Source organism: Devosia sp. UYZn731 (genome assembly GCF_040546795.1).
Classification (GTDB): Bacteria; Pseudomonadota; Alphaproteobacteria; order Rhizobiales; family Devosiaceae; genus Devosia.
This window is the reverse complement of sequence record NZ_JBEPOL010000002.1, coordinates 232,234-255,636: the sequence shown is the minus strand read 5'-3', so window position 1 is coordinate 255,636 and position 23,403 is coordinate 232,234. Positions and strand designations below refer to the sequence as shown.

Annotated in this window: 23 protein-coding genes; 18 read left to right on the top strand and 5 right to left on the bottom strand. The window is 62.9% G+C overall.

Annotation, left to right across the window (positions count from 1 at the left end):
- The first annotated feature begins 12 nt into the window (after window positions 1-12).
- The 10 genes from ABIB57_RS05645 to ABIB57_RS05600 all read left to right on the top strand — a co-directional run bounded on the left by ABIB57_RS05645 (window position 13) and on the right by ABIB57_RS05600 (window position 8,791).
- Window positions 13-1,392: a pyruvate dehydrogenase complex dihydrolipoamide acetyltransferase gene (locus ABIB57_RS05645; RefSeq protein WP_354039107.1), complete on the top strand. Its 1,380-nt coding sequence runs from the start codon at window positions 13-15 to the stop codon at window positions 1,390-1,392.
- Between the two features lie 12 nt (window positions 1,393-1,404).
- Window positions 1,405-2,046 carry an SGNH/GDSL hydrolase family protein gene (locus tag ABIB57_RS05640; RefSeq protein WP_354039105.1) on the top strand — a complete coding sequence of 214 codons (642 nt, stop codon included), beginning with the start codon at window positions 1,405-1,407 and terminating at the stop codon, window positions 2,044-2,046.
- Window positions 2,043-2,693, top strand: coding sequence for an SGNH/GDSL hydrolase family protein (locus ABIB57_RS05635; RefSeq protein ID WP_354039104.1), 651 nt, complete (start codon window positions 2,043-2,045; stop codon window positions 2,691-2,693). Before ABIB57_RS05640 ends, ABIB57_RS05635 begins: the two co-directional genes overlap by 4 nt.
- Window positions 2,690-3,280, top strand: coding sequence for a GNAT family N-acetyltransferase (locus ABIB57_RS05630; protein WP_354039103.1), 591 nt, complete (start codon window positions 2,690-2,692; stop codon window positions 3,278-3,280). Before ABIB57_RS05635 ends, ABIB57_RS05630 begins: the two co-directional genes overlap by 4 nt.
- Window positions 3,281-3,283: 3 nt before the next feature.
- Window positions 3,284-4,723, top strand: coding sequence for a dihydrolipoyl dehydrogenase (gene lpdA / locus ABIB57_RS05625; RefSeq protein ID WP_354039101.1), 1,440 nt, complete (start codon window positions 3,284-3,286; stop codon window positions 4,721-4,723).
- Between the two features lie 174 nt (window positions 4,724-4,897).
- Window positions 4,898-5,938: a Gfo/Idh/MocA family protein gene (locus ABIB57_RS05620; protein WP_354039100.1), complete on the top strand. Its 1,041-nt coding sequence runs from the start codon at window positions 4,898-4,900 to the stop codon at window positions 5,936-5,938.
- A complete protein-coding gene (locus ABIB57_RS05615; RefSeq protein ID WP_354039098.1) occupies window positions 5,935-6,183 on the top strand; it encodes a GlsB/YeaQ/YmgE family stress response membrane protein in 249 nt (82 codons plus the stop codon). The genes ABIB57_RS05620 and ABIB57_RS05615 overlap by 4 nt, the downstream gene beginning before the upstream one ends.
- Before the next feature lie 216 nt (window positions 6,184-6,399).
- Window positions 6,400-7,353 (top strand): lipoyl synthase, encoded by a 954-nt coding sequence (gene lipA / locus ABIB57_RS05610; protein ID WP_354039097.1) that lies wholly within the window; start codon window positions 6,400-6,402, stop codon window positions 7,351-7,353.
- The gene (locus ABIB57_RS05605) at window positions 7,353-7,787 is read left to right on the top strand and encodes a type II toxin-antitoxin system RatA family toxin (RefSeq protein ID WP_354039095.1); all 435 of its coding nucleotides are present in this window, start codon (window positions 7,353-7,355) and stop codon (window positions 7,785-7,787) included. Before lipA ends, ABIB57_RS05605 begins: the two co-directional genes overlap by 1 nt.
- A 119-nt stretch (window positions 7,788-7,906) precedes the next feature.
- The gene (locus ABIB57_RS05600; RefSeq protein ID WP_354039093.1) at window positions 7,907-8,791 is read left to right on the top strand and encodes an alpha/beta hydrolase; all 885 of its coding nucleotides are present in this window, start codon (window positions 7,907-7,909) and stop codon (window positions 8,789-8,791) included.
- A gap of 7 nt (window positions 8,792-8,798) precedes the next feature.
- Here the strand turns inward: ABIB57_RS05600 and ABIB57_RS05595 are convergent, their stop codons facing one another.
- Window positions 8,799-9,302, bottom strand: a complete 504-nt coding sequence (locus ABIB57_RS05595) for a CinA family protein (protein ID WP_354039092.1) — start codon at window positions 9,300-9,302, stop codon at window positions 8,799-8,801.
- On the bottom strand, window positions 9,302-10,492 hold the full coding sequence (locus ABIB57_RS05590; protein WP_354039091.1) for a bifunctional 2-C-methyl-D-erythritol 4-phosphate cytidylyltransferase/2-C-methyl-D-erythritol 2,4-cyclodiphosphate synthase: 1,191 nt from the start codon (window positions 10,490-10,492) through the stop codon (window positions 9,302-9,304). Before ABIB57_RS05590 ends, ABIB57_RS05595 begins: the two co-directional genes overlap by 1 nt.
- A gap of 166 nt (window positions 10,493-10,658) precedes the next feature.
- On the opposite strand from ABIB57_RS05590, the gene dusB reads away from it, so the two are divergent.
- The 8 genes from dusB to hflX all read left to right on the top strand — a co-directional run bounded on the left by dusB (window position 10,659) and on the right by hflX (window position 20,892).
- Entirely contained in the window at window positions 10,659-11,669 is a 1,011-nt protein-coding gene (gene dusB, locus ABIB57_RS05585) for a tRNA dihydrouridine synthase DusB (protein ID WP_502914347.1), read from the top strand.
- Window positions 11,666-12,790 carry a two-component system sensor histidine kinase NtrB gene (locus ABIB57_RS05580; RefSeq protein WP_299730688.1) on the top strand — a complete coding sequence of 375 codons (1,125 nt, stop codon included), beginning with the start codon at window positions 11,666-11,668 and terminating at the stop codon, window positions 12,788-12,790. The genes dusB and ABIB57_RS05580 overlap by 4 nt, the downstream gene beginning before the upstream one ends.
- The gene (gene ntrC, locus ABIB57_RS05575) at window positions 12,787-14,235 is read left to right on the top strand and encodes a nitrogen regulation protein NR(I) (protein ID WP_354039088.1); all 1,449 of its coding nucleotides are present in this window, start codon (window positions 12,787-12,789) and stop codon (window positions 14,233-14,235) included. Before ABIB57_RS05580 ends, ntrC begins: the two co-directional genes overlap by 4 nt.
- A complete protein-coding gene (locus ABIB57_RS05570; RefSeq protein ID WP_354039086.1) occupies window positions 14,228-15,157 on the top strand; it encodes a PfkB family carbohydrate kinase in 930 nt (309 codons plus the stop codon). Before ntrC ends, ABIB57_RS05570 begins: the two co-directional genes overlap by 8 nt.
- Window positions 15,158-15,361: 204 nt before the next feature.
- Complete coding sequence (locus ABIB57_RS05565; protein WP_354039085.1) at window positions 15,362-17,695, top strand: sensor histidine kinase NtrY-like; 2,334 nt, start codon at window positions 15,362-15,364, stop codon at window positions 17,693-17,695.
- Window positions 17,695-19,077 carry a nitrogen assimilation response regulator NtrX gene (ntrX, locus tag ABIB57_RS05560; protein WP_354039084.1) on the top strand — a complete coding sequence of 461 codons (1,383 nt, stop codon included), beginning with the start codon at window positions 17,695-17,697 and terminating at the stop codon, window positions 19,075-19,077. Before ABIB57_RS05565 ends, ntrX begins: the two co-directional genes overlap by 1 nt.
- A 184-nt stretch (window positions 19,078-19,261) precedes the next feature.
- Window positions 19,262-19,513 carry an RNA chaperone Hfq gene (gene hfq / locus ABIB57_RS05555; RefSeq protein WP_046136099.1) on the top strand — a complete coding sequence of 84 codons (252 nt, stop codon included), beginning with the start codon at window positions 19,262-19,264 and terminating at the stop codon, window positions 19,511-19,513.
- Between the two features lie 8 nt (window positions 19,514-19,521).
- Complete coding sequence (hflX, locus tag ABIB57_RS05550; RefSeq protein WP_354039083.1) at window positions 19,522-20,892, top strand: GTPase HflX; 1,371 nt, start codon at window positions 19,522-19,524, stop codon at window positions 20,890-20,892.
- A gap of 42 nt (window positions 20,893-20,934) precedes the next feature.
- On the opposite strand, the gene mazG is transcribed toward hflX, so the two are convergent.
- The 3 genes from mazG to ABIB57_RS05535 form a co-directional block, all read right to left on the bottom strand.
- Complete coding sequence (gene mazG, locus ABIB57_RS05545; RefSeq protein WP_354039081.1) at window positions 20,935-21,744, bottom strand: nucleoside triphosphate pyrophosphohydrolase; 810 nt, start codon at window positions 21,742-21,744, stop codon at window positions 20,935-20,937.
- Between the two features lie 82 nt (window positions 21,745-21,826).
- Window positions 21,827-22,510 (bottom strand): GntR family transcriptional regulator, encoded by a 684-nt coding sequence (locus tag ABIB57_RS05540; protein WP_354039080.1) that lies wholly within the window; start codon window positions 22,508-22,510, stop codon window positions 21,827-21,829.
- Between the two features lie 12 nt (window positions 22,511-22,522).
- Window positions 22,523-23,401: an isocitrate lyase/PEP mutase family protein gene (locus ABIB57_RS05535; RefSeq protein ID WP_354039079.1), complete on the bottom strand. Its 879-nt coding sequence runs from the start codon at window positions 23,399-23,401 to the stop codon at window positions 22,523-22,525.
- Between the last annotated feature and the right edge of the window lie 2 nt (window positions 23,402-23,403).

Sequence of the window (23,403 nt, the reverse complement as noted above, 5' to 3'; positions counted from 1 at the left end):
GGGAGAGTTCTGATGCCGATTGAAATCACGATGCCGGCGCTCTCTCCCACGATGGAAGAGGGCAAGCTTGCCAAATGGCACGTCAAGGAGGGCGATAGCGTCTCCTCCGGCGACGTGATTGCCGAAATCGAAACCGACAAGGCGACAATGGAAGTCGAGGCGGTCGATGAAGGCACGATCGGCAAGATTCTCGTTGCCGAAGGCACCGACAATGTGAAGGTCAACGCGGTTATCGCGGTGCTGCTGCAGGAGGGCGAAACCGCCGATGCCATCGGCGCGCCCAAGGCCGCCCCCGCGCCAAAGCCGGAAGCCAAGGCGGAGCCTGTTCCGCAGGCCGATGCTGGCGCCACGATGCGCGAGAATATTGCGACGCAGGCTAGCGAGAAGCAGGCCCTGCAGACCAATATCGCCGCCGTAGGCGCCAGGGTCGCCAACAGTGCTGCCAATGCCAATGGCAAGGTTTTCGCCTCGCCGCTCGCGCGCCGCCTCGCCAAGGAAGCCGGCATCGATGTTTCGGCTATCTCGGGCTCCGGCCCGCATGGCCGCGTGGTCAAGTCGGACGTCGAAGCCGCCAAATCCGGCAAGACCCCGCTCAAGGCCGCTGGCGCTTCGGTTGCCGCGCCTACCGCTGGCGGCGCTGCGCCGACGGGGATGACCAAGGCGCAAGTGCTCGCGCTCTATCCCGAGGGTAGCTACGAGCTGGTGCCCAACGACGGCATGCGCAAGGTCGTGGCTGCACGTCTCACCGAGTCCAAGCAGACCATTCCGCATTTCTACCTGACGCTCGATTGCAAGATCGATGCGCTGCTGGCCGCGCGCGAGCAGATCAATGCCACCGCGCCCAAGGGCAAGGACGGCAAGCCGGAATTCAAGTTGTCGGTCAATGACTTCGTGATGAAGGCCTGGGCCGTCGCTTTGCAGCGCGTCCCCACCGCCAACGCCACCTGGGCCGGCGACAGCATCCTCTATCACAAGCGCAGCGACGTGGCCGTAGCGGTAGCGGTACCGGGTGGCCTCTTCACCCCCGTGGTAAAGTCCTGCGATACCAAGTCGCTCCGGCAGATTTCCGAGGAGGTCAAGGACCTCGCCACCCGCGCCCGCAACAAGAAGCTCGCGCCCCATGAATACCAAGGCGGCGCGTCTTCCGTGTCCAACCTCGGCATGTTTGGCATCAAAAGCTTCTCGGCCGTGATCAACCCGCCGCATGGCACCATCCTGGCCGTCGGCGTCGGTGAAGAGCGCGTCTATGCCGATGCCGGCCAGGTCAAGATTGCCAATTTTATGACCGTCACGCTCTCCTGCGACCACCGCTCCGTCGACGGCGCGCTCGGTGCCGAAGTGCTCGGCGTGTTCAAGGGACTGATCGAAAATCCCGTGATGATGCTGGCCTAAGGGGCAGGGCGGATGAAAACCATTCTGGCCTATGGCGATAGCCTGACCTGGGGCCATGCCCCGGCAGGCGGCGGCGTGCGTCACCCTTTTGCCGACCGCTGGCCGAGCGTGCTGGAAGCGGGGTTGGTCGGACAGGCGCGCGTCATCCCCGAAGGTTTGAATGGCCGGACGACGGCGTCGGACGATTTCACCGCCGCGTCGGACCGAAACGGCGTGCGCCTGCTGCCGACATTGCTCGACACCCATCAGCCGCTCGATCTCGTCGTCATCATGCTGGGCAGCAACGACATCAAGACTTTCATTGTCGGCTCCGCCTTCGCTGCGGCCAATGGCATGAAGCGGCTGGCCGAAATCACCCGAACCTTTCCGTATCTGAACGGCCTGGCACCCAAGGTTATTTTCGTCGCGCCACCGCTGACGGTGCCATCGCCGCGTAATGTGGCGCCGGCCAGTGTGTCGCCCCGCACGACCGACGATCAGCTGTTTGACCATTACTACGCGACTGCCGCCAGGGAAGTTGGCGCCGGTTACTTCAATGCGGCCTCGGTCGCCGTAGCGTCCCCCATTGACGGCGTCCATCTGGACGCGGCGAACACGCGGGCGATCGGCATGGGACTGATCCCGGCGGTGAAACAGGCATTGGGGCTGCAATGAAAACCATTCTCTGCTACGGCGACAGCATCACTTATGGCGCCAATCCCGCCCCCGGCGGCCCGCGTCATGCCTATGAAGACCGCTGGCCGGGCGCGCTCGAAGCGGGCCTTGGCGGCCAAGCGCGAATAATTGCCGAGGGCCTGGGCGGCCGCACCACCTCGTCTGACGATTTCACTGCCGATGCCGACCGCAACGGCGCGCGCATCCTGCCGACGCTGCTCGCCAGTCACGCCCCGCTCGACCTCGTCGTCATCATGCTGGGCACCAATGACCTCAAACCCGCTATTTTCGGCACGGCGCTGATGGCCTCCTATGGCCTGCGCCGCCTGGTGCAACTCACGCGTGGCCATTTCCAGATGCTCAACGAGCCGGTGCCGGGCATCATCATCGTCGCGCCACCGCTGGTGATCGACAGCGAGAACGCCGATATGCTGGGCCATTTCGGTGGCCTGCCGCATGCGGCCAAGGAATCGGCGGAATTCGCTTATCACTATGCCCGCCGCGCGGCCGAACTGGGCACCGGCTTCTTCGATGCCTCGACCGTCGCCAAACCCGATCCGCTGGACGGTGTGCATCTGGACGCCGCCAATACACGGGCAATCGGGCAGGGGCTGGTGCCTGTGGTCAAGCAGGCGCTCGGGCTTTGAGCGACACCTATGCCCTTCGGCCGGCGCGCAAGTCCGATGCCGCGGAGATTGCCCTATTGGTCAATATTGCCGTGCATGGCAGCATCGGGCCTGGCTGGGCGCAGGACAAGCGGGCGGCCGGAACCTATGATCCGCTTGAAGTCGGGCGGCTTGAGATGCTGCGCGAGGATACCGAGTTCAGTTGGCGCAGCGCCACCATGGCCGAGGCCGATGGCGAGATCGCCGGCATGCTGCTCGGCTACCGCAAGCCCAACGAGCGCGAGGCCGTTCCCGCCGATGTCTGGGCGCCGATGCGGCCGATCGAGGAGCTGGAAGCGGAGGCCAATGGCCGCTGGTTCATCTCCATGGTCGGCGTGCACAAGAATTGGCGCGGCAAGGGCGTGGGTTCCGTGCTGCTGGACCACGCCGAGACCCAGGCGCGCATGACGCAGGCGCATGGGCAGGCACTGATTGTCGAGGATGCCAATGAGGGCGCCCGACACCTATATGAAAGCCGCGGTTTCGCGGTAACGACGAGCCGCCCCATGCTGCCGTTTCCCGGCACGCCGCAGCATGGGAAAGACTGGCTGTTGATGGTGAAGGAATAGATTATGGCTGACCAATACGATCTTCTCGTCATCGGCGCCGGCCCCGGCGGCTATGTTGCGGCTATCCGTGGTGCCCAATTGGGCATGAAGGTGGGCATCATCGAGCGCGAGCACATGGCCGGCATCTGCTCCAACTGGGGCTGCATCCCGACCAAGGCGCTGCTGCGCACGGCCGAGGTCTATGGCCATATGAGCCACGCCAAGGATTACGGCCTCACCGCCGGCGACTACGGCTTTGACCTCGACGCCATCGTCAAGCGCTCGCGCGGGATCGCAGCGCAGATGAACAATGGCGTGCAGTTCCTGATGAAGAAGAACAAGGTCGACATCATCTGGGGCGAAGCCGTCATCACCAAGCCCGGCGAGGTCAAGGTAGCCCCGACCAAGAAGGCCATCGTGCAGCCGCAGGGCCCGGTGCCGAAGAACCCGCTGGGGGAGGGCACCTACACGGCCAAGAACATCATCATCGCCACCGGCGCGCGGCCGCGCGTACTGCCGGGCATCGAGCCCGATGGCGACAAGATCTGGACCTATTTCGAGGCGATGAAGCCTGCCACCATGCCCAAATCGCTGGTGGTGATGGGCTCGGGCGCCATCGGCGTCGAGTTTGCTTCGTTCTACCGCTCGATGGGCGCCGAGGTGACCATCATCGAGCTGCTGCCGCAGATCCTGCCGGTGGAAGATGCCGAGATTTCGGCCCTTGCCCGCAAGCGGCTGGAAAAGCGCGGCATCAAGATTTTGACCGATGCCAAGGTCGCCAAGGTCGAAAAGACCAAGGACGGCATCAAGGCCTTCGTCGAACTGAAGTCCGGCGAAAAGCAGGAAATTTCCGGCGACAAGCTGATCTCGGCGATCGGCGTAATGTGTAATATCGAAGGGCTGGGGCTGGAGACGGTCGGCGTCAAGACCGAGCGCGGCGCCATCGTCATCGACGGCTATGGCCGCACCAATGTGGCGGGGATTTGGGCCATCGGCGACGTCGCCGGCCCGCCCATGCTGGCGCACAAGGCCGAGCATGAGGCAGTCGTCACCGTCGAGACCATTGCCGGCCTCAAGGTGCATGGGCTCGATAAGTCCAAGGTGCCGGGCTGCACCTATTGCGAGCCGCAGATCGCCAGCGTCGGCCTGACCGAGGCCAAGGCTAAGGAAGCCGGTCGCGAGATCAAGGTTGGCCGCTTCCCCTTCGTCGGCAATGGCAAGGCCATCGCGCTCGGCGAGCCCGATGGGCTGGTCAAGACCATTTTCGATGCCAAGACCGGCGAGCTGCTGGGCGCACATATGGTGGGCGCCGAAGTCACCGAGTTGATCCAGGGTTTTGTGGTAGCGATGAACCTCGAAACCACCGAGGAAGAACTGATCCACACCATCTTCCCGCACCCCACCTTGAGCGAAACGCTCAAGGAGAGCGTGCTGGACGCCTACGGCCGAGCGCTGAATATCTGACTGATTGACTGCGATGGCTCCGCACACGCGGAGCGGTTCCCTCCCCCTTGAGGGGAGGGCTAGGGTGGGGTGTCGAAAGTCGACCGGGACAAGCGTTCCAGGATGGCGCGACACCCCCACCCCTAACCCCTCCCCGCAAGGGGGAAGGGAACAAGGAGCCAAGGAGTTATCCACATGGTCAAAGCCATTCAAGTCGGCCTCGGACACTGGGGTTTTAGCTGGACCAAGGAAGTTATCCCCAAAGTTCCCAGCATTCACATGGTGGGCTATGTGGATGCCAATCCTGATGCGGTTAAACGCGTCCAGACCGAGTTGGGGATCGACGAAAAGCGCTGTTTCCTCAGCCTTGAGGAAGCCGCCAAGGGCACGGAAGCCGACCTGGTGATCGCCACCCTGCGCACCGAAGCGCATTATCCGGTGGTCAAGCAGGCGCTGGAGCTGGGCTTCAACGTGCTGGTGGAAAAGCCCTTCGCCTCCACCATTTCGCAGGCCAAGGAACTGGTGGCGCTGGCCGAGGCGCATAACCGCATCCTGATGGTGAGCCAGAATTACCGCTTCCAGCCCGCGCCGATTGCCGCCGCCGAGCTGATCGGCGCGCAAAAATTTGGCCCGGTCAATCTGGTGTCGATCGAATTCCGCCGCCATGCTCCCAGCCAGGGCTACCGCTATTGGGACATGCCAGATCCGCTGCTGGCCGATATGTCGATCCACCACTTCGACCTGATGCGCATGGTGCTGAACGACAATCCCAAGCGCGTCTCCTGCCGCACCTGGAACCCGGCCGCGAGCCCCTTCGGCCACCATCCAATCGGCGTGGCGACGGTCGAGTTCGAAAAGGGCACCATTGTGTCCTATCGCGGCTCGTGGATGAGCAGCGGCCCGGTGACGCCTTGGGCCGGCGAATGGACCATGGATTGCTCCGAAGGCGAAATCTGGTGGACCTCGCGCGACCACTTCATGGGTAAGGCCGGTCCCGACCGGCTGATGACCCGGGCGCGCGATGCGCAGCCCGAGGCGGTAACATTGGCGCCGATCGAATTCGCCGATCGCACCGGCACGCTGGCCGCCGTGGCCAAAGTCATCGAAAGCGGATCGATCCCGGCGCGCTTCAGTTCGGGCGCCGACAACCTGCATTCCCTAGCCCTGGTTCAGGCCACCATCCTGTCGGCCAGCCGCGACGGCGAATGGGTCGAAATCGCCGAGGTGATGGCATGACACAAGAAATCTGGATTTTCCTTGCCATTGGCCTTGTAGCCGGAACCCTCGCCGGCTTCGTCCTCGGCGGCGGCGGATTGCTGCGCAATCTCATCGTTGGCGTCATTGGCTCGTTCGTCGGCGGCTATCTGCTGACCGCAGCGAAGATTTCGCTGCCGATCGAGAACGTCCTGCTGAGCCAAGTCATCACGGCAACGATCGGTGCCGTGGTTGTCATCATCATAGCGCGCGTCATCGCGCGCTAGGTTGGGTGGGCAGTTGAGTCAGAGCGAGGCGAAAATGACAGGTTTCGAGAACCGGAACGCAGCGTACGTTCGGTACGTGAGCACCGGAAGCGCAGAAAGCTGGCATTTGCAGACCGCTATGGCCAACTGGCCAACAACCTAAACTATAGACCGGGTTGAACCGGCTCGCCTTGGGAGCGATATAGCGGGCAGCTCTTGCCCAGTCAGGACCAAAAATTGGTTACGCTCATCGACAATTCCATCGACCGTCCGCGGCATCCTGAAAAGGCCAACCGTCCGGATACCGTCACCCTGCGCAAACCGGACTGGATCCGCGTCAAGGCGCCCGGTTCGCCGATCTACAAGGAGACCCAGGCCATTGTGCGCGAGCATGGCTTGGTCACCGTGTGCGAGGAAGCTGGCTGCCCCAATATCGGGGAGTGCTGGAGCAAGAAACACGCCACCATGATGATCATGGGCGAGATCTGCACGCGCGCCTGCGCGTTCTGCAATGTGCGCACCGGCATGCCCGGCCCGCTCGATCCCAACGAGCCCGAAAACGTGGCCAAGGCCGTCGAGAAGCTCGGTTTGCAGCACGTCGTCATTACCTCGGTGGACCGCGACGATCTGGCCGATGGCGGCGCCCGCCACTTTGCCGACGTGATCCTGGCCATCCGTGCCCGCAACCCGCGCACCACCATCGAAATCCTGACGCCGGACTTCCTGCGCAAGGAAGGCGCTTTGGAGATCGTCGTCGCGGCCAAGCCTGACGTGTTCAACCACAACCTCGAGACCGTGCCGTCCAAGTACCTCAAGGTTCGTCCCGGCGCCCGCTATTTCCACTCGATCCGGCTGCTGCAGAAGGTCAAGGAACTCGATCCCACCATGTTCACCAAGTCGGGAATCATGGTTGGCCTTGGCGAAGAGCGCAACGAAGTGCTCCAGCTCATGGACGACCTGCGCTCGGCCGATGTGGATTTCCTGACCATCGGCCAGTACCTACAGCCGACCAAGAAGCACACGCCGCTGATCCGCTTCGTGACGCCGGACGAGTTCAAGTCCTTTGCTACCGTGGCGACCGCCAAAGGCTTCTCGCTGGTGTCGTCGAGCCCGCTGACCCGTTCTTCCCACCACGCCGGCGAGGATTTCGCCGCTCTCAAGGCCGCCCGCCTGGCAAAGCTTGGTCACTGATGAAGCGTTTTTTTGAACACCACGTGCCGCATCTGCCGCAGAAAATGTACGAGATCGTCGCCGATCTCGAGGACTATCCGCGCTTCGTGCCGAACTGCAAGGCCATGGCGGTGCGGCCCGACAGCACCGAGAACACCAAGCTGGCGACGATGACGCTGTTCTTCGGTCCGATCACCCAGGCCTATACCAGCCGCGTGGTGCTCGACCCGGTGGCTCACACCATCACCGCCAAGGCGGTCGACGGCCCGTTCGCCTATCTTGATAGCGTCTGGAGCTTCGAGCAGGAGGGCATGGGCACCCGTGTCCGCTTTGAAGTCGATTTCAAGATTTCCAATGTGCTGATCGCCGCCGTGGCGGAGCCGGCCTTTGCCGCCAAGCAGGCCGAGATTATCCAGGCCTTCATCGACGAGGCCGACCGGCGGTACGGCAACTAAACTAGCCCCACGCCTCATTTTCCCAAATGTTTCCCATCCGCAGCCTCTTGCGGGTGCCGTTGGCGTAGCGCATCTTGCTCACGTTGAGAAAACGTTTTCTCAACGTGAGGGGAATGAAAATGCGCATGTTCTTCATGGCCGCTGCTTCGGCAACGCTGCTGAGCCTTGTCGTGCCTGTCCAAGCGGCGGGCATCGTCCAATACAATCTTGAGGCTCCGAGCCCGACTCTGGGGCGGCCGATCCCATACGCGCTCTACAAGCCATTTCCGTTTCCGGCCGAGGGCGAACGCTGGCCCGTCGTCTATCTGCTGCATGGCCTGGGCGGCGCCGGTGGCGACTGGTTCACCTGGGGCAATCTCGGCCCGATCCTGGATCAGGCAATCGCCGACGGCCGCATTCCGCCGATGATCGTGGTGGTTCCAAGCGCCGGCGACAGCTGGTATGTCGACAATCCCGATCCGGGCGGGCTGGGGCTGATCGACACTGCCTTTTCAACCGATTTGATCGCCGCGATCGACTCCAGCCTGCCCACTGCCGCCTGTCGTCAGGGCAGGGCCGTCGGTGGATTGTCCATGGGCGGGGCCGGTGCTCTGTTGCAGGCCATCAACCACCCGCAGACCTATATCGCCGCCATGAGCTTTTCGGGCGCGCTACATCCGCCCATGCAACCGCACGATCCGCGCCTGCAATGGATTCCGGAGCTCTACAAGAACGCCTTTGGCGCGCCGTTCGACCCGGCGCGGTTCAATGCCGCCAACGCCTTCAAGCGCGCACCCAGCATCAGGGCGCTGAAGGAAAAGCCGGATTTCTATCTCACCATTGGCGACCGGGACTTTCCCGATCTCATCGAAGCCAATGCCGCGTTCCATAACCTGCTGGTCACCACCAAGGCCGATGTCAGCCTGCGCGTCGGGCCCGGCCACCATTATTGGGACACGTGGCAGCAAGCCATCGTGCCGGCCCTGGAATGGCTGGCGCCGCGTCTTGATGCCACTTGCTCCTGAACCGCGGCTAGCTCTGCGTTCCGGTCAACACCTGGATCACCACGTCAAGCGCAGCGGCAACGCTGCGCTTGCGGATTTCGGCTCGTCCGAGATCGCCGAAGCGGTGTTCGATGACCAGCGTCGCCAGTTCCGACGATACCGCCACATAGACCAGCCCGACCGGTTTCTTCTCGCTTCCGCCATCGGGGCCGGCGATGCCGGTCACCGCCACCGCGTAATCGGCATGCGCCGTATTGCGGGCACCATCGGCCATGGCGCGGGCGACCTGATTGCTCACAGCGCCATAATCGCGGATCAGCCGCGCCTGCACATGGATCATGCGCGACTTGGCGCTGTTGGCATAGGTGATATAGCCACCGAAGAACGCCGCCGATGAGCCGGGAATATCCGTCAGCGCCGCACCGATCATGCCGCCGGTGCAGCTTTCGGCGGTAACGATGGTTTTGTTCGCTGCGGTGAGAAGGGTGATGATCTGCTGGGCCGGATCGACCGGCGGCTTTGCCGGCGCCATCAGGAATGCCTCGGCAGTTCAATACTCGCACTTGCCATCGCCACGATACCTTCCTCCCGCCCGACAAAGCCGAGCCTCTCACTTGTTGTCGCCTTGATGGCGATCCTTGAAGCTTCTATTCCCAACGCCGCGCCGATGACGGCGCGCATCGCTGGAACATGTTCGGCGATCCTGGGCCGCTCGGCAACTATTGTCACGTCGAGATTGACGATCCTCCCACCGGCTTTGCCAACAAGAAATCCAGCATGCTTGAGAAAAACCGTCGACGCCGCGCCCTTCCACTGGATATCGCTGGGCGGGAAATGCACGCCGATATCGCCCTCGCCAATGGCGCCCAAAATGGCATCGGTCAGCGCATGCAGCGCCACATCGGCATCGGAATGGCCTTGCAGTTTCGCCGTATGCGGAATGCGCACACCGCCCAGCCACACGGCGTCTCCGGCCTCGAACGGATGCACGTCATACCCCGTGCCGATGCGGGTCTCCATAGGCTCGTCTCCTAGAATGATCCGCTCACCCTGCGCGAAATCCTCGGGGTGGGTGATTTTGATGTTGTCTCTGGCGCCCATGACCATGGCCACGCGCAGCCCGGCCCACTCGGCGATTTCCGCATCATCGGTGAACTGGCGCGGGTTGGTCGCGGCGCGCATATGGGCCGAGAAAATCTGGCCAAAGCGGAAGCCTTGCGGCGTCTGGGCGGCATAAAGCTGGCTGCGATCTTCTGTATTTACAACGACTTGGCCGTCCAGCGAGCGCTTGATGGTATCGGTGACCGACAGCGCGGGCAGGGCCCCATCATGGGTCTCGAGCAGGGCTATGACGTCGCCGATCAGGTCCGGAGTGGCAAACGGCCGCGCGCCATCCTGGATCAGCACGAGATCGGGTCGCATCGGCGCCAGCGCCTTAAGCCCAGCCAGTACCGACGCTTGCCGCGCGGCGCCGCCGACAACAGGCTGCAGCAGCCGAGGGTCGGCCAGCCCCAACGCCGCATAGCGATCGCTGTGATTTGCGTGGATGACGGGCAGAATGTGGGTGATGTGCGGATAATCGAGGAATGAACGAATGGTCCGGCTCAACACTGGAGTACCGGCAAGAAGCCGGTATTGCTTGGGTTCTGAGGTTCCATCGACATTGACGCGCTCGCCCCGGCCAGCGGCGACGATGATGACAGCGATGGATTTTGCAGGCATGAGGAGTGGCACTCGAACAAGAAACTGTCGTATCTGCGTGGTCTAACGCTGGCCCCGGCAAGCGGCAAGGGTGACCGCTCAAATTGGATTGAACGGGCGATAAGTGGTTGCGTGCGGCGGCATTTTGACTATTGTGCAGGCAACAATCCGAAAATGACCGTTTCTGGTGCAGTCCTTGTCTGAAAATGCCTGCGAGTTGAGCATCGGCAACCAGTCTGCCCGGAATAACGCGTTCCTCGCACCCATGGCTGGCATCACCGACCGCCCGTTCCGCGACATCGCCGAACGGTTTGGCGCCGGTCTTGTCGTGTCCGAGATGATTGCCAGCGCGGCGTTGACCACCGGCAATGGCGATATGGTGCGCAAGCTCGGCAAGGTGGGCAATCTGCCCCACGTCGTGCAACTTGCCGGCTGCGAACCCGAATGGATGGCGCTGGGCGCCAAGATTGCCTACGAGGCCGGCGCCGACATCATCGATATCAATTTCGGCTGTCCTTCCAAGCGCGTAACCAATGGCTATGCGGGTTCGGCGCTAATGCGCGTCCCCGATATTGCCATGACGCTGGTCGACGCGGTGGTGGCGGCGACGCCCCTGCCGGTGACGGTCAAGATGCGGCTGGGCTGGGCCGACGATAGCCTCAACGCGCCGGACATGGCGCGGCGCGCGGTCAATGCCGGGGCGCAGATGATTGCAGTGCATGGCCGGACGCGGCAGCAATTCTACAAAGGCGCGGCTCGCTGGGCGCCGGTGCGGGCGGTGGTCGACGCTGTCGATGTGCCCGTGGTGGTCAATGGCGACATCGTCGATCTGGAGAGCGCGCGTTCGGCGCTGGCCGAGTCGGGCGCGGCCGCAGTCATGCTCGGCCGCGGCGCGCAGGGGCGGCCCTGGGTGGTCGGACAGATCGGCGCGCAGTTGCGTGGCGAAGTGCCAATGGATGCCCCCAAGGGCCACGAACTGGTGGCCCTGATCCAGGAACACTACGAGCAGATGCTGATCGAGTATGGCGTGCAGGTCGGTGGGCGCGCAGCGCGCAAGCATCTTGATTGGTACGCCGAGGCGGCGGGGCTGGCGCTGGACAAGCCGGTGCGCAACGCCCTGTTGAACAATGACGATCCAAAAGCGGTGCTGGCCATGATCGGCGATATTTTTTCTGGCGACTGGAAGGCGGCGGCATGATCGAGGCTTTGGGGGCGGAAACGTCGACCGCCGTATTGCAGGCACTACCGCAACCGATCATCGTCTGCGGCGAGCAGCACCAGATCGTGTTCGTCAACTACGCCGCGGAGGCCTTCTTCGGGGCTTCGATGAGCGTTTTGGCGCGGCAGCGGCTGGACGATCTGATCGCGTTCGGATCGCCGATCATCAGCCTCGTTGAAACCGTCATGCTGCGGCGCGCGCCGATGACCGAATACCGTGTGCGGGTCGGGTCGTCGCGGTTTGGCGACGAACGGATTGCCGACGTGTTCGCCAGCCCCATATCGGACACCGACGGGCGAGTGGCGCTGCTGATCCAGGAACGCACCATGGCCGACAAGATCGACCGGCAGATGGTGTCGCGCGGCGCTGCGCGCTCGGTGACGGGCTTGGCGTCTATGTTAGCCCATGAGATCAAGAACCCGCTGTCGGGCATTCGTGGCGCGGCGCAACTGCTGGAGCAGAGCGTTGCCAGCGATGAGGTGCCACTGGCGCGGCTGATCCGCGAGGAAACCGACCGCATTGTCGGGCTGATCGACCGAGTGGAAGTGTTCGGGGACGAGCGGCCGCTGGAGCGTGAGCCGATCAACATTCATGTGGTGCTGGATCGCGTTAAGTTGCTGGCCCGGAATGGGGTTGGGCAGGGCATCGCGTTTTCCGAGGAATACGATCCGTCATTGCCGCCGGTGTTCGGCAACCGCGACCAGCTCATCCAAATCTTCCTAAATCTAGTGAAGAACGCCTCGGAAGCTCTTGAACGGACACAGAAACCCGAGATTAAATTCTTTACAGCGTTCCGTCCCGGAATCCGCATCAGTGTGATGGGCGTATCCGAGCGCATCTCGCTGCCGCTGGAAATCGTCATCGAGGATAATGGCCCGGGCGTGCCGCCTGACATCCTGCCCTTCCTGTTCGACCCGTTCGTGACCACCAAGCAGAACGGCTCCGGACTGGGGCTGGCGCTGGTGGCCAAGATTGTCGGCGACCATGGCGGGGTTATCGATTGCGATAGCCGTCCTGGCCGCACGCGCTTCCGTATCCTGCTGCCGGTGGCGAGCGGGGCCTTCAGTACATCGCCGTTCGAAGAGGTTGGCGTCAAATGAGCCATGTTGTGCTGCTTGCCGACGACGATGCCGCGATCCGCATGGTGCTGAACCAGGCGCTGACGCGGGCTGGATACGAAGTGCGCCCCACCGGGAACATTTCCACGATGTGGAACTGGGTCAGCCGCGGTGAGGGCGATGTGCTGATCACCGACGTGGCGATGCCGGACGGCAACGCCTTCGAGGTGATGCCCAAGATCAAGAAGCTGCGGCCGGACCTGCCGATGATCGTGATGAGCGCGCAAAACACGTTCATGACCGCGATCCGGGCCAACGAGGTCGGTGCCTACGAATATCTGCCCAAGCCGTTCGATATCACCGAGGTGCTGTCGGTCGTGGCGCGGGCTTTGGCGGATGCCAAGAAGCCGACGCGGGCGGAGCGCAAGGCCGAGGAGCCGGGCGAGACCATGCCGCTGGTCGGCCGCTCGACGGCGATGCAGGATATTTACCGCGCCTTGGCGCGACTGATGCAGACTGACCTCACGGTCATGATCACCGGCGAAAGCGGCACCGGCAAGGAACTGGTGGCGCGGGCGCTGCATGATTTTGGCAAGCGCCGCAACGGGCCGTTCGTGGCGATCAATATGGCCGCCATCCCGCGCGACCTGATCGAGGCCGAACTGTTCGGGCACGAAAAGGGTGCCTTTACCGGCGCCAATACGCGCTCGTCGGGTCGATTCGAGCAGGCCGAGGGCGGCACGCTGTTCCTCGACGAAATCGGCGATATGCCGATGGATGCCCAGACCCGCCTGCTGCGCGTGCTGCAGGAGGGCGAATATACGATGGTCGGGGGCCGATCCTCGATCAAGACCAATGTGCGAATCGTCGCCGCCACCCATCGCGATCTGAGCCAGATGATCCGGCAAGGGCTGTTCCGCGAGGATCTGTATTACCGACTCAATGTGGTGCCGATCCGCCTACCACCGCTGCGCGAGCGCATCGACGACATCGGCGATCTGGCGACGCATTTCCTCAAGACCTCGCAGCGCGAGGGTGAGCCGATCAAGTCGATCGCCCCCGATGCGATCCGGCTGATGCAGAACTACTCCTGGCCGGGCAATGTACGCGAGCTGGAAAACCTGGTGCGGCGGCTGTCAGCGCTGTACGCCGATGAAAGCATTTCGGCCGAGATCGTGCAGAACGAGCTCAATATCAGTGACAGGCCGCAGGCGGCCGGAGCTGCGGGCCCGATGGACGTATCGATGGCGGTCGAGACCCATGTCGGGCAGTTGCTGCGCGAATACGAGCCGAACCTGCCGCCGGCGGGGCTATATCAGCGGGTGATCGACCGGGTGGAAGCGCCGCTGATCGCTATGGCGCTCAATGCCTGCGGCGGCAATCAGATCAAGGCGGCGGATCTGCTGGGGCTGAACCGCAATACCTTGCGCAAGAAAATCCGTACGCACAGTATCGAGATCGTCAAGCACAGCCGCCGCAATGGCTGAGGGCGTGCTGCCGATTCTGTGCGTTGGCGCGCTGACGCTGGATACGATTTTCGAGATGGCGGAGCTGCCGTCGGGACCGGGGAAATTCATTCCGGTCGCGGCGGTTGAAATTGCGGCCGGCATGGCGTCGAGCGCGGCTACTGCGATCGCGCGGCTGGGTGGCGCAGTGGCGCTGTGGGCCTCTGTTGGCGAGGATGCGACCGGGACCTGGTTGATCCAGGAAATCGCGGCGGAGGGTGTCGATTGCGGCGCGGTGCGCACTGTTTCCGCCGCCAGGTCAGCATTCGCGACGATATTGGTCGATCAGGACGGCGAACGCATCATCGTGCCGCATTACGATGCTGCGCTGTTGTCGCCGCCAGAGGTAATGCCGACAATCTCGAAGCAGGCGCACTCGGCTGTCTTGGTGGACGTGCGTTGGCCACTGGCGGCGGCGCAGGCGCTGACTGCGGCGCGGCAGGCCGGAATACCGGCCGTGCTGGACGCCGACGTCGCCCGAGCCGAGACCCATGAGCTGTTGTTGCCGCTGGCAAGTCATATCGTGGCGTCCGAACCCGCGGCGCAACAATTGACGGGGTGTGCCGACCCAGCAGAGGCGGTGGAGCGGCTGGCGGCACAGTTCGAGAGCTTCGTGTCGGTGACCGCCGGGGCAGGCGGCGTCTATTGGTTCGACCGTGACACCAATCAGGTTCGCCATTGTGCCGCCCCCAAGATTGCGGCGCGCGACACTCTGGCGGCGGGCGATGTGTTCCATGGGGCCTTCGTGCTGGGGTTGGCTGAAGGCAGGCCGATGGATTGGATCATGCGGTTAGCATCGATGGCGGCGGCGATCAAATGCGAGTCGTTTGGTGGCCGCCTGGGAGCGCCGAAGCGGGGTGAAGTCGAAGCGCGAATGGTGTATGAGGGCGTCACGACATCGTAGTTTGGGATAGAGTTTGTGGAGCATCTGGGCCCTGCGCGCATAGCGCTCCGGGCCTGATCGCTTGAAAACGCGCCACTGGCGCGTTTTCGCCGCCGGAGGCGGCCAGCGATCAGTGTCACATTTTGGCAACAATTGTCTTGAAGGGTTGGCGAAATTGGGCCAGACTCTGTTGTCTCCCGCGGAGGAAGCCGTTTGGCTTTTGAAATGAGCGACGCGACAGCACCGATCGAGGGCATTGGCAACACGACGCCGACCACGCCCAAGCCACCACGGGCGCCGTTTTTTGCCGTGCAGAACAACCGTGCGCTGCGCATGCTCGGCCTCGTTGTCGTGCTGGCATCGGTGGCGATGTCGTCGATTTCGTTCCTCATCCTGTCCGGCACCACCAATATCGAGCCTTCGGCCGAAGTGTGGACCATCATCTGGATCGTCACCGGTGTGCTGGTGCTGCTGATGATCGCCCTGGTGGTGACCGAGGCCATGCTGCTGGTGCAGGCGCGGGCACAGAACCAGGCGGGCGCCGGGCTGCAAATCCGCATGGTGACCATGTTTGCGCTGGTGGCGGCCGTGCCGGCGGTGATCGTGGCCGTCGTGGCGACCATCGCGCTCAACCAGGGGCTCGACCAGTGGTTCTCCGAGCGCACCAGGGCCATGGTGGAAAGCTCGCGGCTAGTGGCGCGCTCCTACATGCTCGAGCATGCGCAGGTGTTGCGAGACGACATCATCTGGGTGGCGACCGAGCTGGAGCAGGCGCGCGGCACCTTCGAGTCGGATCGTGATCGCTTTCAGCGCATCCTGACGGCGCTGGCGGTGACGCGTTCGCTGCCGTTCACGTCGCTGATCTCGGAAGACGGCGACACGCTGATGCGGGCGCAGATCAATGTCCAGGGCGCCAGCCCGAAGCTGCCGAAGGGGATCACTCAAGGTGTGGTCGAAGGCACGCCGACGTCGATCGCGCCTGGATCGACCAATCTGGTCGGCTCGGTGGTGAAGCTGCGCGGCTACGACAATACGTTCCTCTTCGTGGCCCGGCCGGTGGACGCCGAAGTGCTCGAATATATGCGGCTAACCGACGAGAATATCACCGAATACCGCCAATACGCCTCCAATCGGTTGGTGTTCCAGATCACCTTCACCATCATGTATGTGGGCCTGGCAGTGGTGCTGTTGCTGGCGGCTTTGTGGATCGGCATCGCGCTGGCCAACCGCTTCGTCGACCCGATCCGAAACCTCATGATCGCATCCAACCGGGTCAGCCAGGGCGATCTTGACGTGCAAGTGCCGGTGCAGGAGGGCAGGGGCGATTTCCGTGATTTGTCCAGCCGTTTCAACCGCATGACGCAACAGCTCAAGAGTCAGCGCGAGGCTCTGCTCAGTGCCAGCGAGATGAACGAGAAACGACGGCAATTCACTGAGGCGGTGGTGGAAGGCGTGTCGGCTGGCATTATCGGGCTCGATCCGTTCGGGGCCGTAACGCTGGTCAATGCAAGGGCATGCGAAATGCTGGGCCGCGACGAAATCGCCATGATGGGAGAGGCCATCGAAGAGGTTATGCCGCAACTGGCGCCGATCCTGGAGCGGGCACGCTCGGCACGGCGCGGGCAGGTGCGCGACCAGATTTATCTCGGCAACGAAACCGACCGAAAGACCTATCAGGTGCAGCTGACCCGCGAGGGCTCGATGACCGAATCCAAGGGCTATGTGCTGACCTTCGACGACATCACCGACCTAGAATCGGCGCAGCGCACGAGCGCCTGGGCCGACGTGGCGCGGCGCATCGCCCATGAAATCAAAAACCCGCTGACCCCGATCCAGCTCTCGGCGGAACGCCTGCGCCGCCGTTACGGCACGCGGCTGGAGGACGATCGCGAGGTTTTCGACAAGTGCATCAACACCATCGTGCGCCAAGTGGGCGATATCGGACGCATGGTCGATGAGTTCTCGGCGTTCGCACGCATGCCCGAAGCGGCGCCGGAAGTGGCGGACCTGAGCGATACCGTGCGGCAGGCGGTGTTCCTGGAAAGCGTGCGACTGCCGGAAATCAGCATTCAGACCGAATTGCCAGAAATGGCGATCTACGCCTACTTCGATAGCCGTCTGATTTCACAGAGTCTAACTAATCTGATCAAGAATGCGGTAGAAGCTTTTGAAGCAGTTGATATATCGGATTTTAAACCCGCCATTCTCGTGCAGGGGCAAATCGAGGGCAACCATGCGCGGATTGCCGTTTCTGATAATGGCAAGGGCTGGCCGAAGGATAATCGCCAGCGCCTGCTGGAACCCTATATGACAACGCGGGAAAAGGGGACCGGGCTCGGCCTGGCCATCGTGGCCAAGATCATCGAGCAACACGGTGGCCTCGTCGAACTGGTGGATGCCGAGCCCGATGCGAATGGCCGCATCGGTGCCTGTGTCACCTTTACGCTGCCGCTGACTTCCCCCCACAAGACATCGACTGACGGCGAGATTGCCGAGCGAACCGAGGCAATGATCGCCCAAATGGAGGAGCCGCTGCTGGCAGCGGTCGTGCACAAATAATGGCACTCGATATTCTGATCATCGACGACGAAGACGATATCCGCGACCTGATCGCCGGCATCCTGGAGGATGAAGGGTTTGAGACCCGACAGGCCCATGACGCCGATAGCGGTCTCAACGAGATTGCGCGGCGGCGACCGAGCTTGGTGTTTCTCGACATCTGGATGCAGGGCTCTCGGCTCGACGGGCTGCAACTGCTCGACGTGTTCCAGAGCCAGCACCCGGACATGCCGGTCGTGATGATCTCGGGGCACGGTAACGTCGAGACGGCGGTGTCGGCGATCCGGCGCGGCGCCTACGATTATATCGAGAAGCCCTTCAAGATTGACCGGCTGCTGCACATCACCCAGCGGGCGATGGAGGCGACGCGCCTGCGCAATGAAGTCGCCGAACTCAAGGAACGCTCCTCGGCCAAGAGCGGCGACATGGTGGGGTCCTCGCCAGCGCTGCAGCAGGTTCGTGGCGTGATCGAGAAATCGGCGCCGACCAATTCGCGCATCTTCATCTCCGGGCCGTCTGGCGCCGGCAAGGGCTTGGTGGCACGGCTGATCCATCAGCGCAGTCCGCGTGCCGATGCACCGTTCGTGGAGATCAATGCTTCGCTCTATGCACCCGAGGAAGTGCCGGTGGTACTGTTCGGCCGCGAAGTGCGCGAGAAGACCGGGACGCTGCGGGCGGAAGTCGGCGCGCTGGAAAAGGCGCATGGCGGCACGCTGTATTTGTCGGAAGTGACGACGCTGCCGGCGCAGACCCAGACGGCTCTGCTGCGCACACTGGTGGAGAACCGCTTTACCCGCGTTGGCGGTACCCAGGCGGTGCCGATCGACGTGCGTATCATCGCGGCCAGCTCCCAGAACGTGGCGGCGCAGATCGAGGCGGGCGAGTTCCGCAGCGACCTGTTCCACCGGCTGTCGATCGTGCCGCTGCCGCTGACACCGCTCAAGGAGCGGCGCGAGGACGTGCCGCCGCTGGTCAACGTGTTCATCGACCAGGTCTGCCGCATGCACAACCTGCAGCGCCTGACGATTGGCGACGACGCCATGGCGGTGTTGCAGGCGCAGGAATGGCCGGGCAATGCGCGGCAATTGCGCAACTCGATTGAGCGGCTGTTGATTCTGATGAAGGACCAGCAGCCCGAGGACGGGGTCATCACGGCCGCTATGCTGCCGTCGGACATTGGTGAAGTGCTACCGACAGTCGGGGACACCGACGCTTCAGCGCACCTGATGAGCCTGCCGCTGCGCGACGCCCGCGAGGTGTTCGAACGGCAATATCTGGTGGCCCAGATCGAGCGCTTCGGTGGGAACATCTCCAAGACCGCGGAGTTTGTTGGAATGGAGCGCAGTGCCTTGCATCGCAAGATCAAATCGCTTGGTCTGTGAGCGTACCGAAATATCGCCCGTGCCATGCGTGGGGCGCGGGTAGGCAGTAAAAGTGTTCTGTGTAATAGTCGTTAGCGGTCTAACGATTATGGACTGAGCGGGGGCAGGGCGGCTGTCCCCGGCGAGACCTGGCACTCCCAGGCAATGATAACAGCGGCATGCAATGCCGCGAGAAGAGGCCTCGATGGCGAGTGAAAAACAACAAAATCTGCAAGATTCCTTCCTCAACCACGTTCGCAAGCAGAAGGTGCCGGTCACGATATTCCTCGTGAACGGCGTCAAGCTGCAGGGCGTCATCACCTGGTTCGACAATTTCTGCCTGCTGTTGCGGCGCGATGCTCAATCGCAGCTTGTCTACAAGCATGCGATTTCCACCATCATGCCGGGCGCGCCGATCCAGCTGTTCGATCCCGAACAGAACCAAGATAGCGACTGATCCCAGCAATGGATGAACACGACGACGATGAGGCCGCCGCACGGGGCGGCCCAAAGGCATTTATCGACCAGCAACAGCATGCGACCCGCGTGGGTCTCGTGGTCCCTGACGTGCGCGGTAACTTTTCGCAACACGGCATCGATGCGCGCAAGGCTGAATTCGAAGGACTGGCCGGGGCGATCCGCCTCGATATCGTGTTCTCCGAAGTCATCAAGGTGCGAGAGGTCAAGCCGTCGACATTCATTGGCGGCGGCCATACCGGGAGCCTCAAGGCCCGAGTGAAGGCCGAGGATATCGACTTGCTATTGGTAGATGCGTCGTTGACCGCTATTCAACAGCGCAATCTGGAGCAGGAAACCGGCGCCAAGGTGCTGGACCGCACGGCGCTGATTCTGGAAATTTTTGGCGAGCGGGCCGCGACGCGCGAAGGCGTGCTGCAGGTCGAACTCGCACATCTGAATTATCAGAAGGGCCGACTGGTGCGGTCCTGGACCCATCTGGAGCGTCAGCGCGGCAGCGGCGGCTATGGCTTCATGGGTGGTCCGGGCGAAACCCAGATCGAAAGCGATCGCCGGCAGATTACCGACCGCATCGTGCTGCTGGAAGACCGACTTGAGAAGGTCAAGAAGACCCGCGCCCAGCAACGCGCCAAGGGCAGCGATACGCCCACAGTGGCGCTCGTCGGATATACTAATGCCGGTAAATCCAGCATTTTCAATACTTTGACCGGGGCAGAGGTGTTCGCCGAGGATCTGCTGTTCGCTACGCTCGACACCACCGTGCGCAAGCTGGAACTGCCTCATGGGCGACAGATCATGCTGAGCGATACCGTCGGGTTCGTCGCCGATCTGCCGACCGACCTGGTGGCGGCCTTCCGCGCGACCTTGGAAGAAGTGCTGGACGCCGACATCATCCTGCATGTGCGCGATGTTGCCAATGAGGATCATCTGGCTCAGGCGCTGGATGTGCTCAAGGTGCTGGGTGATCTCGGTGTTTCGACCGACACGACGCCGATCATCGAAGTTTGGAACAAGATCGACCTGCTACCGGCCACCGATGATCCGGATGGGCTGCTGAATACTGCCAAGTCGACCGGCAAGGTGTCGGCGGTGGTGCCGGTTTCAGCCAAGACTGGGCAGGGGCTGGATCAGCTTAAGCTCGCCATTGAGGCGGGCTTGGCCGAGAAGAGCCGGACCTATCATGTGCACGTGCCACACAGTGCCGGTGCCGATATTGGCTGGTTGCACAGCCATGCCGAGATCATTTCGCGCGATGAGCCGAACGAAAAAGGCAGCGGTTTCGTCGTGCGCATCGAGCCGCGGCAGAAGACTGCGTTTCTTGAGCGCTTTAACGGCCGGATCGAGAGTTCGGATTCGTAGCTGCCTGCTGCAGCCACCGACCACGAGGGGAGGGCGCACGAGTTACGCCTTATCCGCCGCCCGAATTTCGTTCCAGTAGCCATCCAGCCGGTCAAGGCCAGCCGCTTCAATCGCCACGCCGTCGTCGCGGGCTCGCGCTTCGACGTGGTGGAAGCGGCGGGTGAATTTCTGGTTGGCGTCGCGCAGGGCGGCTTCGGCGTCGACGCCGGCGTGGCGGGCGAGGTTGGCGACGGCAAAGAGCAGATCGCCGATTTCCTCGTGCGTAGCGGCAGCGTCGCCTGAGGCTGCGGCTTCCGAGACTTCGGCCAGTTCCTCGGTGACCTTGGCCGCGACGGCGGCGAGATCGGGCCAGTCAAAGCCGACGCGGGCGGCACGCTTGGTGAGCTTTTCGGCTCGCGCCAATGCGGGGAGGGTGGCGGCCACATCGTCGAGGACGGACGGGACTGTATCGCCCTTCCGCGCGGCTTTGGCGGCGCGTTCCTCGACCTTGATCGCTTCCCAACGGCCCTGCGCGGCTTCCGCATCGTTGGCATCTAGATCGCCGAAAACGTGCGGGTGGCGCCGGATCAGTTTCTCGGTGATGCCATAGATGACGTCGCCAATATCGAAGTGACCGGCCTCGTTGGCCAACTGTGCGTGATAGATCGGCTGCAGCAGCAGATCGCCGAGTTCTTCGCGCAGGTCCGTAAAATCCTGACGCTCGATGGCGTCGGCGACCTCGTAGGCTTCCTCGATGGTATAGTGGCGGATGGTCGAGAAATCCTGCACCAGATCCCAAGGGCAACCGCCGACGGGGTTGCGCAAGGCGGCCATGATTTCGATCAAACGGGAAATATCGCGGGAGGGCTGCATGGCGGGCTCGATGATGGAATCGGTGAGCCGAGCTTAGCAAGGGTGCCGCGGCATGTCGTCCTGCGCGGTACCTCACCCGGCCCTAAGCGGTCGCCTGATTGATCAGGCCGGTCCGGGCGGAGGCGATGTGCCGGCGCATCAAAAGTTCTGATAGTTCTGCGTCGCGGTCGGCTATGGCCTCCACGATGCGCTCGTGTTCGGCGAGGGCGCGTTGGGCGCGACCTGGGACGATCCGATGCCGCATGCGGTACAGCCGGAACAGCGTGTAGTATTCGCCGCACAGCAGGTTGAATAGGTGCTGGTTGCGCCCGATCCGGGCGACCATGAAGTGAAAATCGGAATTTGCCGTCGCCTGCCAATAGACCATGGCGTCCGGCTTGGAGAGCGCCTGGCGATGGCCCGCGAGCATCGTCCTGAGATCTTCGATTTCGGCATCGGTGGCGTTGTCGGCGGCGTGGCGGGCGGCCAGCCCCTCCAACACCTCACGAATCGTGAAGAGCTCCAGCGCGTCCTCGGGAGTCGGCACCACGACGCGCACGCCCTGGCGTGGGGCGCTGGTGACGAGCTTGCGCTCTTCCAGCCGCCGGATCGCCTCCCGGATGGGGCCGCGGCTCACGCCGTATTGCGCTGCGAGCCGCGGTTCGCTGAGCTTTGAGCCTGGGGCGAACGTCCCCGTGACGATGGCTTCGCTGAGCTGGTCGAAAAGTTGGTCGGTGAGCAGCCGGTCGTCAGCCGGGTCGTGATTTTCATCGGCTAATGTGCTCACCGTTCAAATCCTCTAGTCCCTGGTTGCGTAACGTTTTTCCAGCTCGTCGAACAGCGGCTTGTTCACGAGCCGCTGGCGTTCCTTGAAGCTGGCAACCGGACCGGTTTCGTCCAGGCTGCCATTGTTCTTGAGCTGGCCGAGCGCCGCCTGCATGCCATAGATCGCGCCCTGTAGCGCCACATTGGCGTACAGCACCAGTGAAAAGCCCATCTGGTTCAGTTCTTCGAGCCCCAGGATCGGGGTGCGCCCGCCGACGACCAGATTGACCAGTTGGGGCGTATTCTTGAGCTGGGCGGGGATGCTGCGGATTTCCTCGATGCTCTCGGGAGCTTCGACGAAGGTGATGTCGGCTCCTTCCTCGATAAAGGCTTGGGCGCGCTCGATTGCGGCAGCAAAACCCTGCGTCGCGCGGGCGTCTGTGCGGGCGATAATCAGCAGGTTGGGGTCCTGCCGCGCATCCACCGCGGCCTTGATACGGCTGCGTGCCTCGCCAAGATCGACCACATCCTTGCCCGCAAAATGGCCACAGCGCTTGGGATTGACCTGGTCCTCCAACTGGATGGCGCTGGCGCCGGCCCGCTCGAGCGTGCGGATGGTGTGGCGCACGTTGAGGGCGTTGCCGAAGCCGGTATCGGCATCGACGACGATGGGCAGGTCCGTGGCGTCGCGGATGGTGGATGTATGCTGGGCGATTTCGGGCAGGCTGACAAAGCCCAAGTCCGGCATGCCCAGATAGGTATTGGTGAGACCTGCGCCCGATAGATAGATCGCCTCGAAGCCCAGATCGGCAATGATGCGGGCGGCCAGCGCGTTGGCCGCTCCCGGCATTAGTACGGCGCCGCCTTTGTTCAGGCGCGCGCGGAAGGCTTTGTTGATTTCGTGGGTAAGCATGG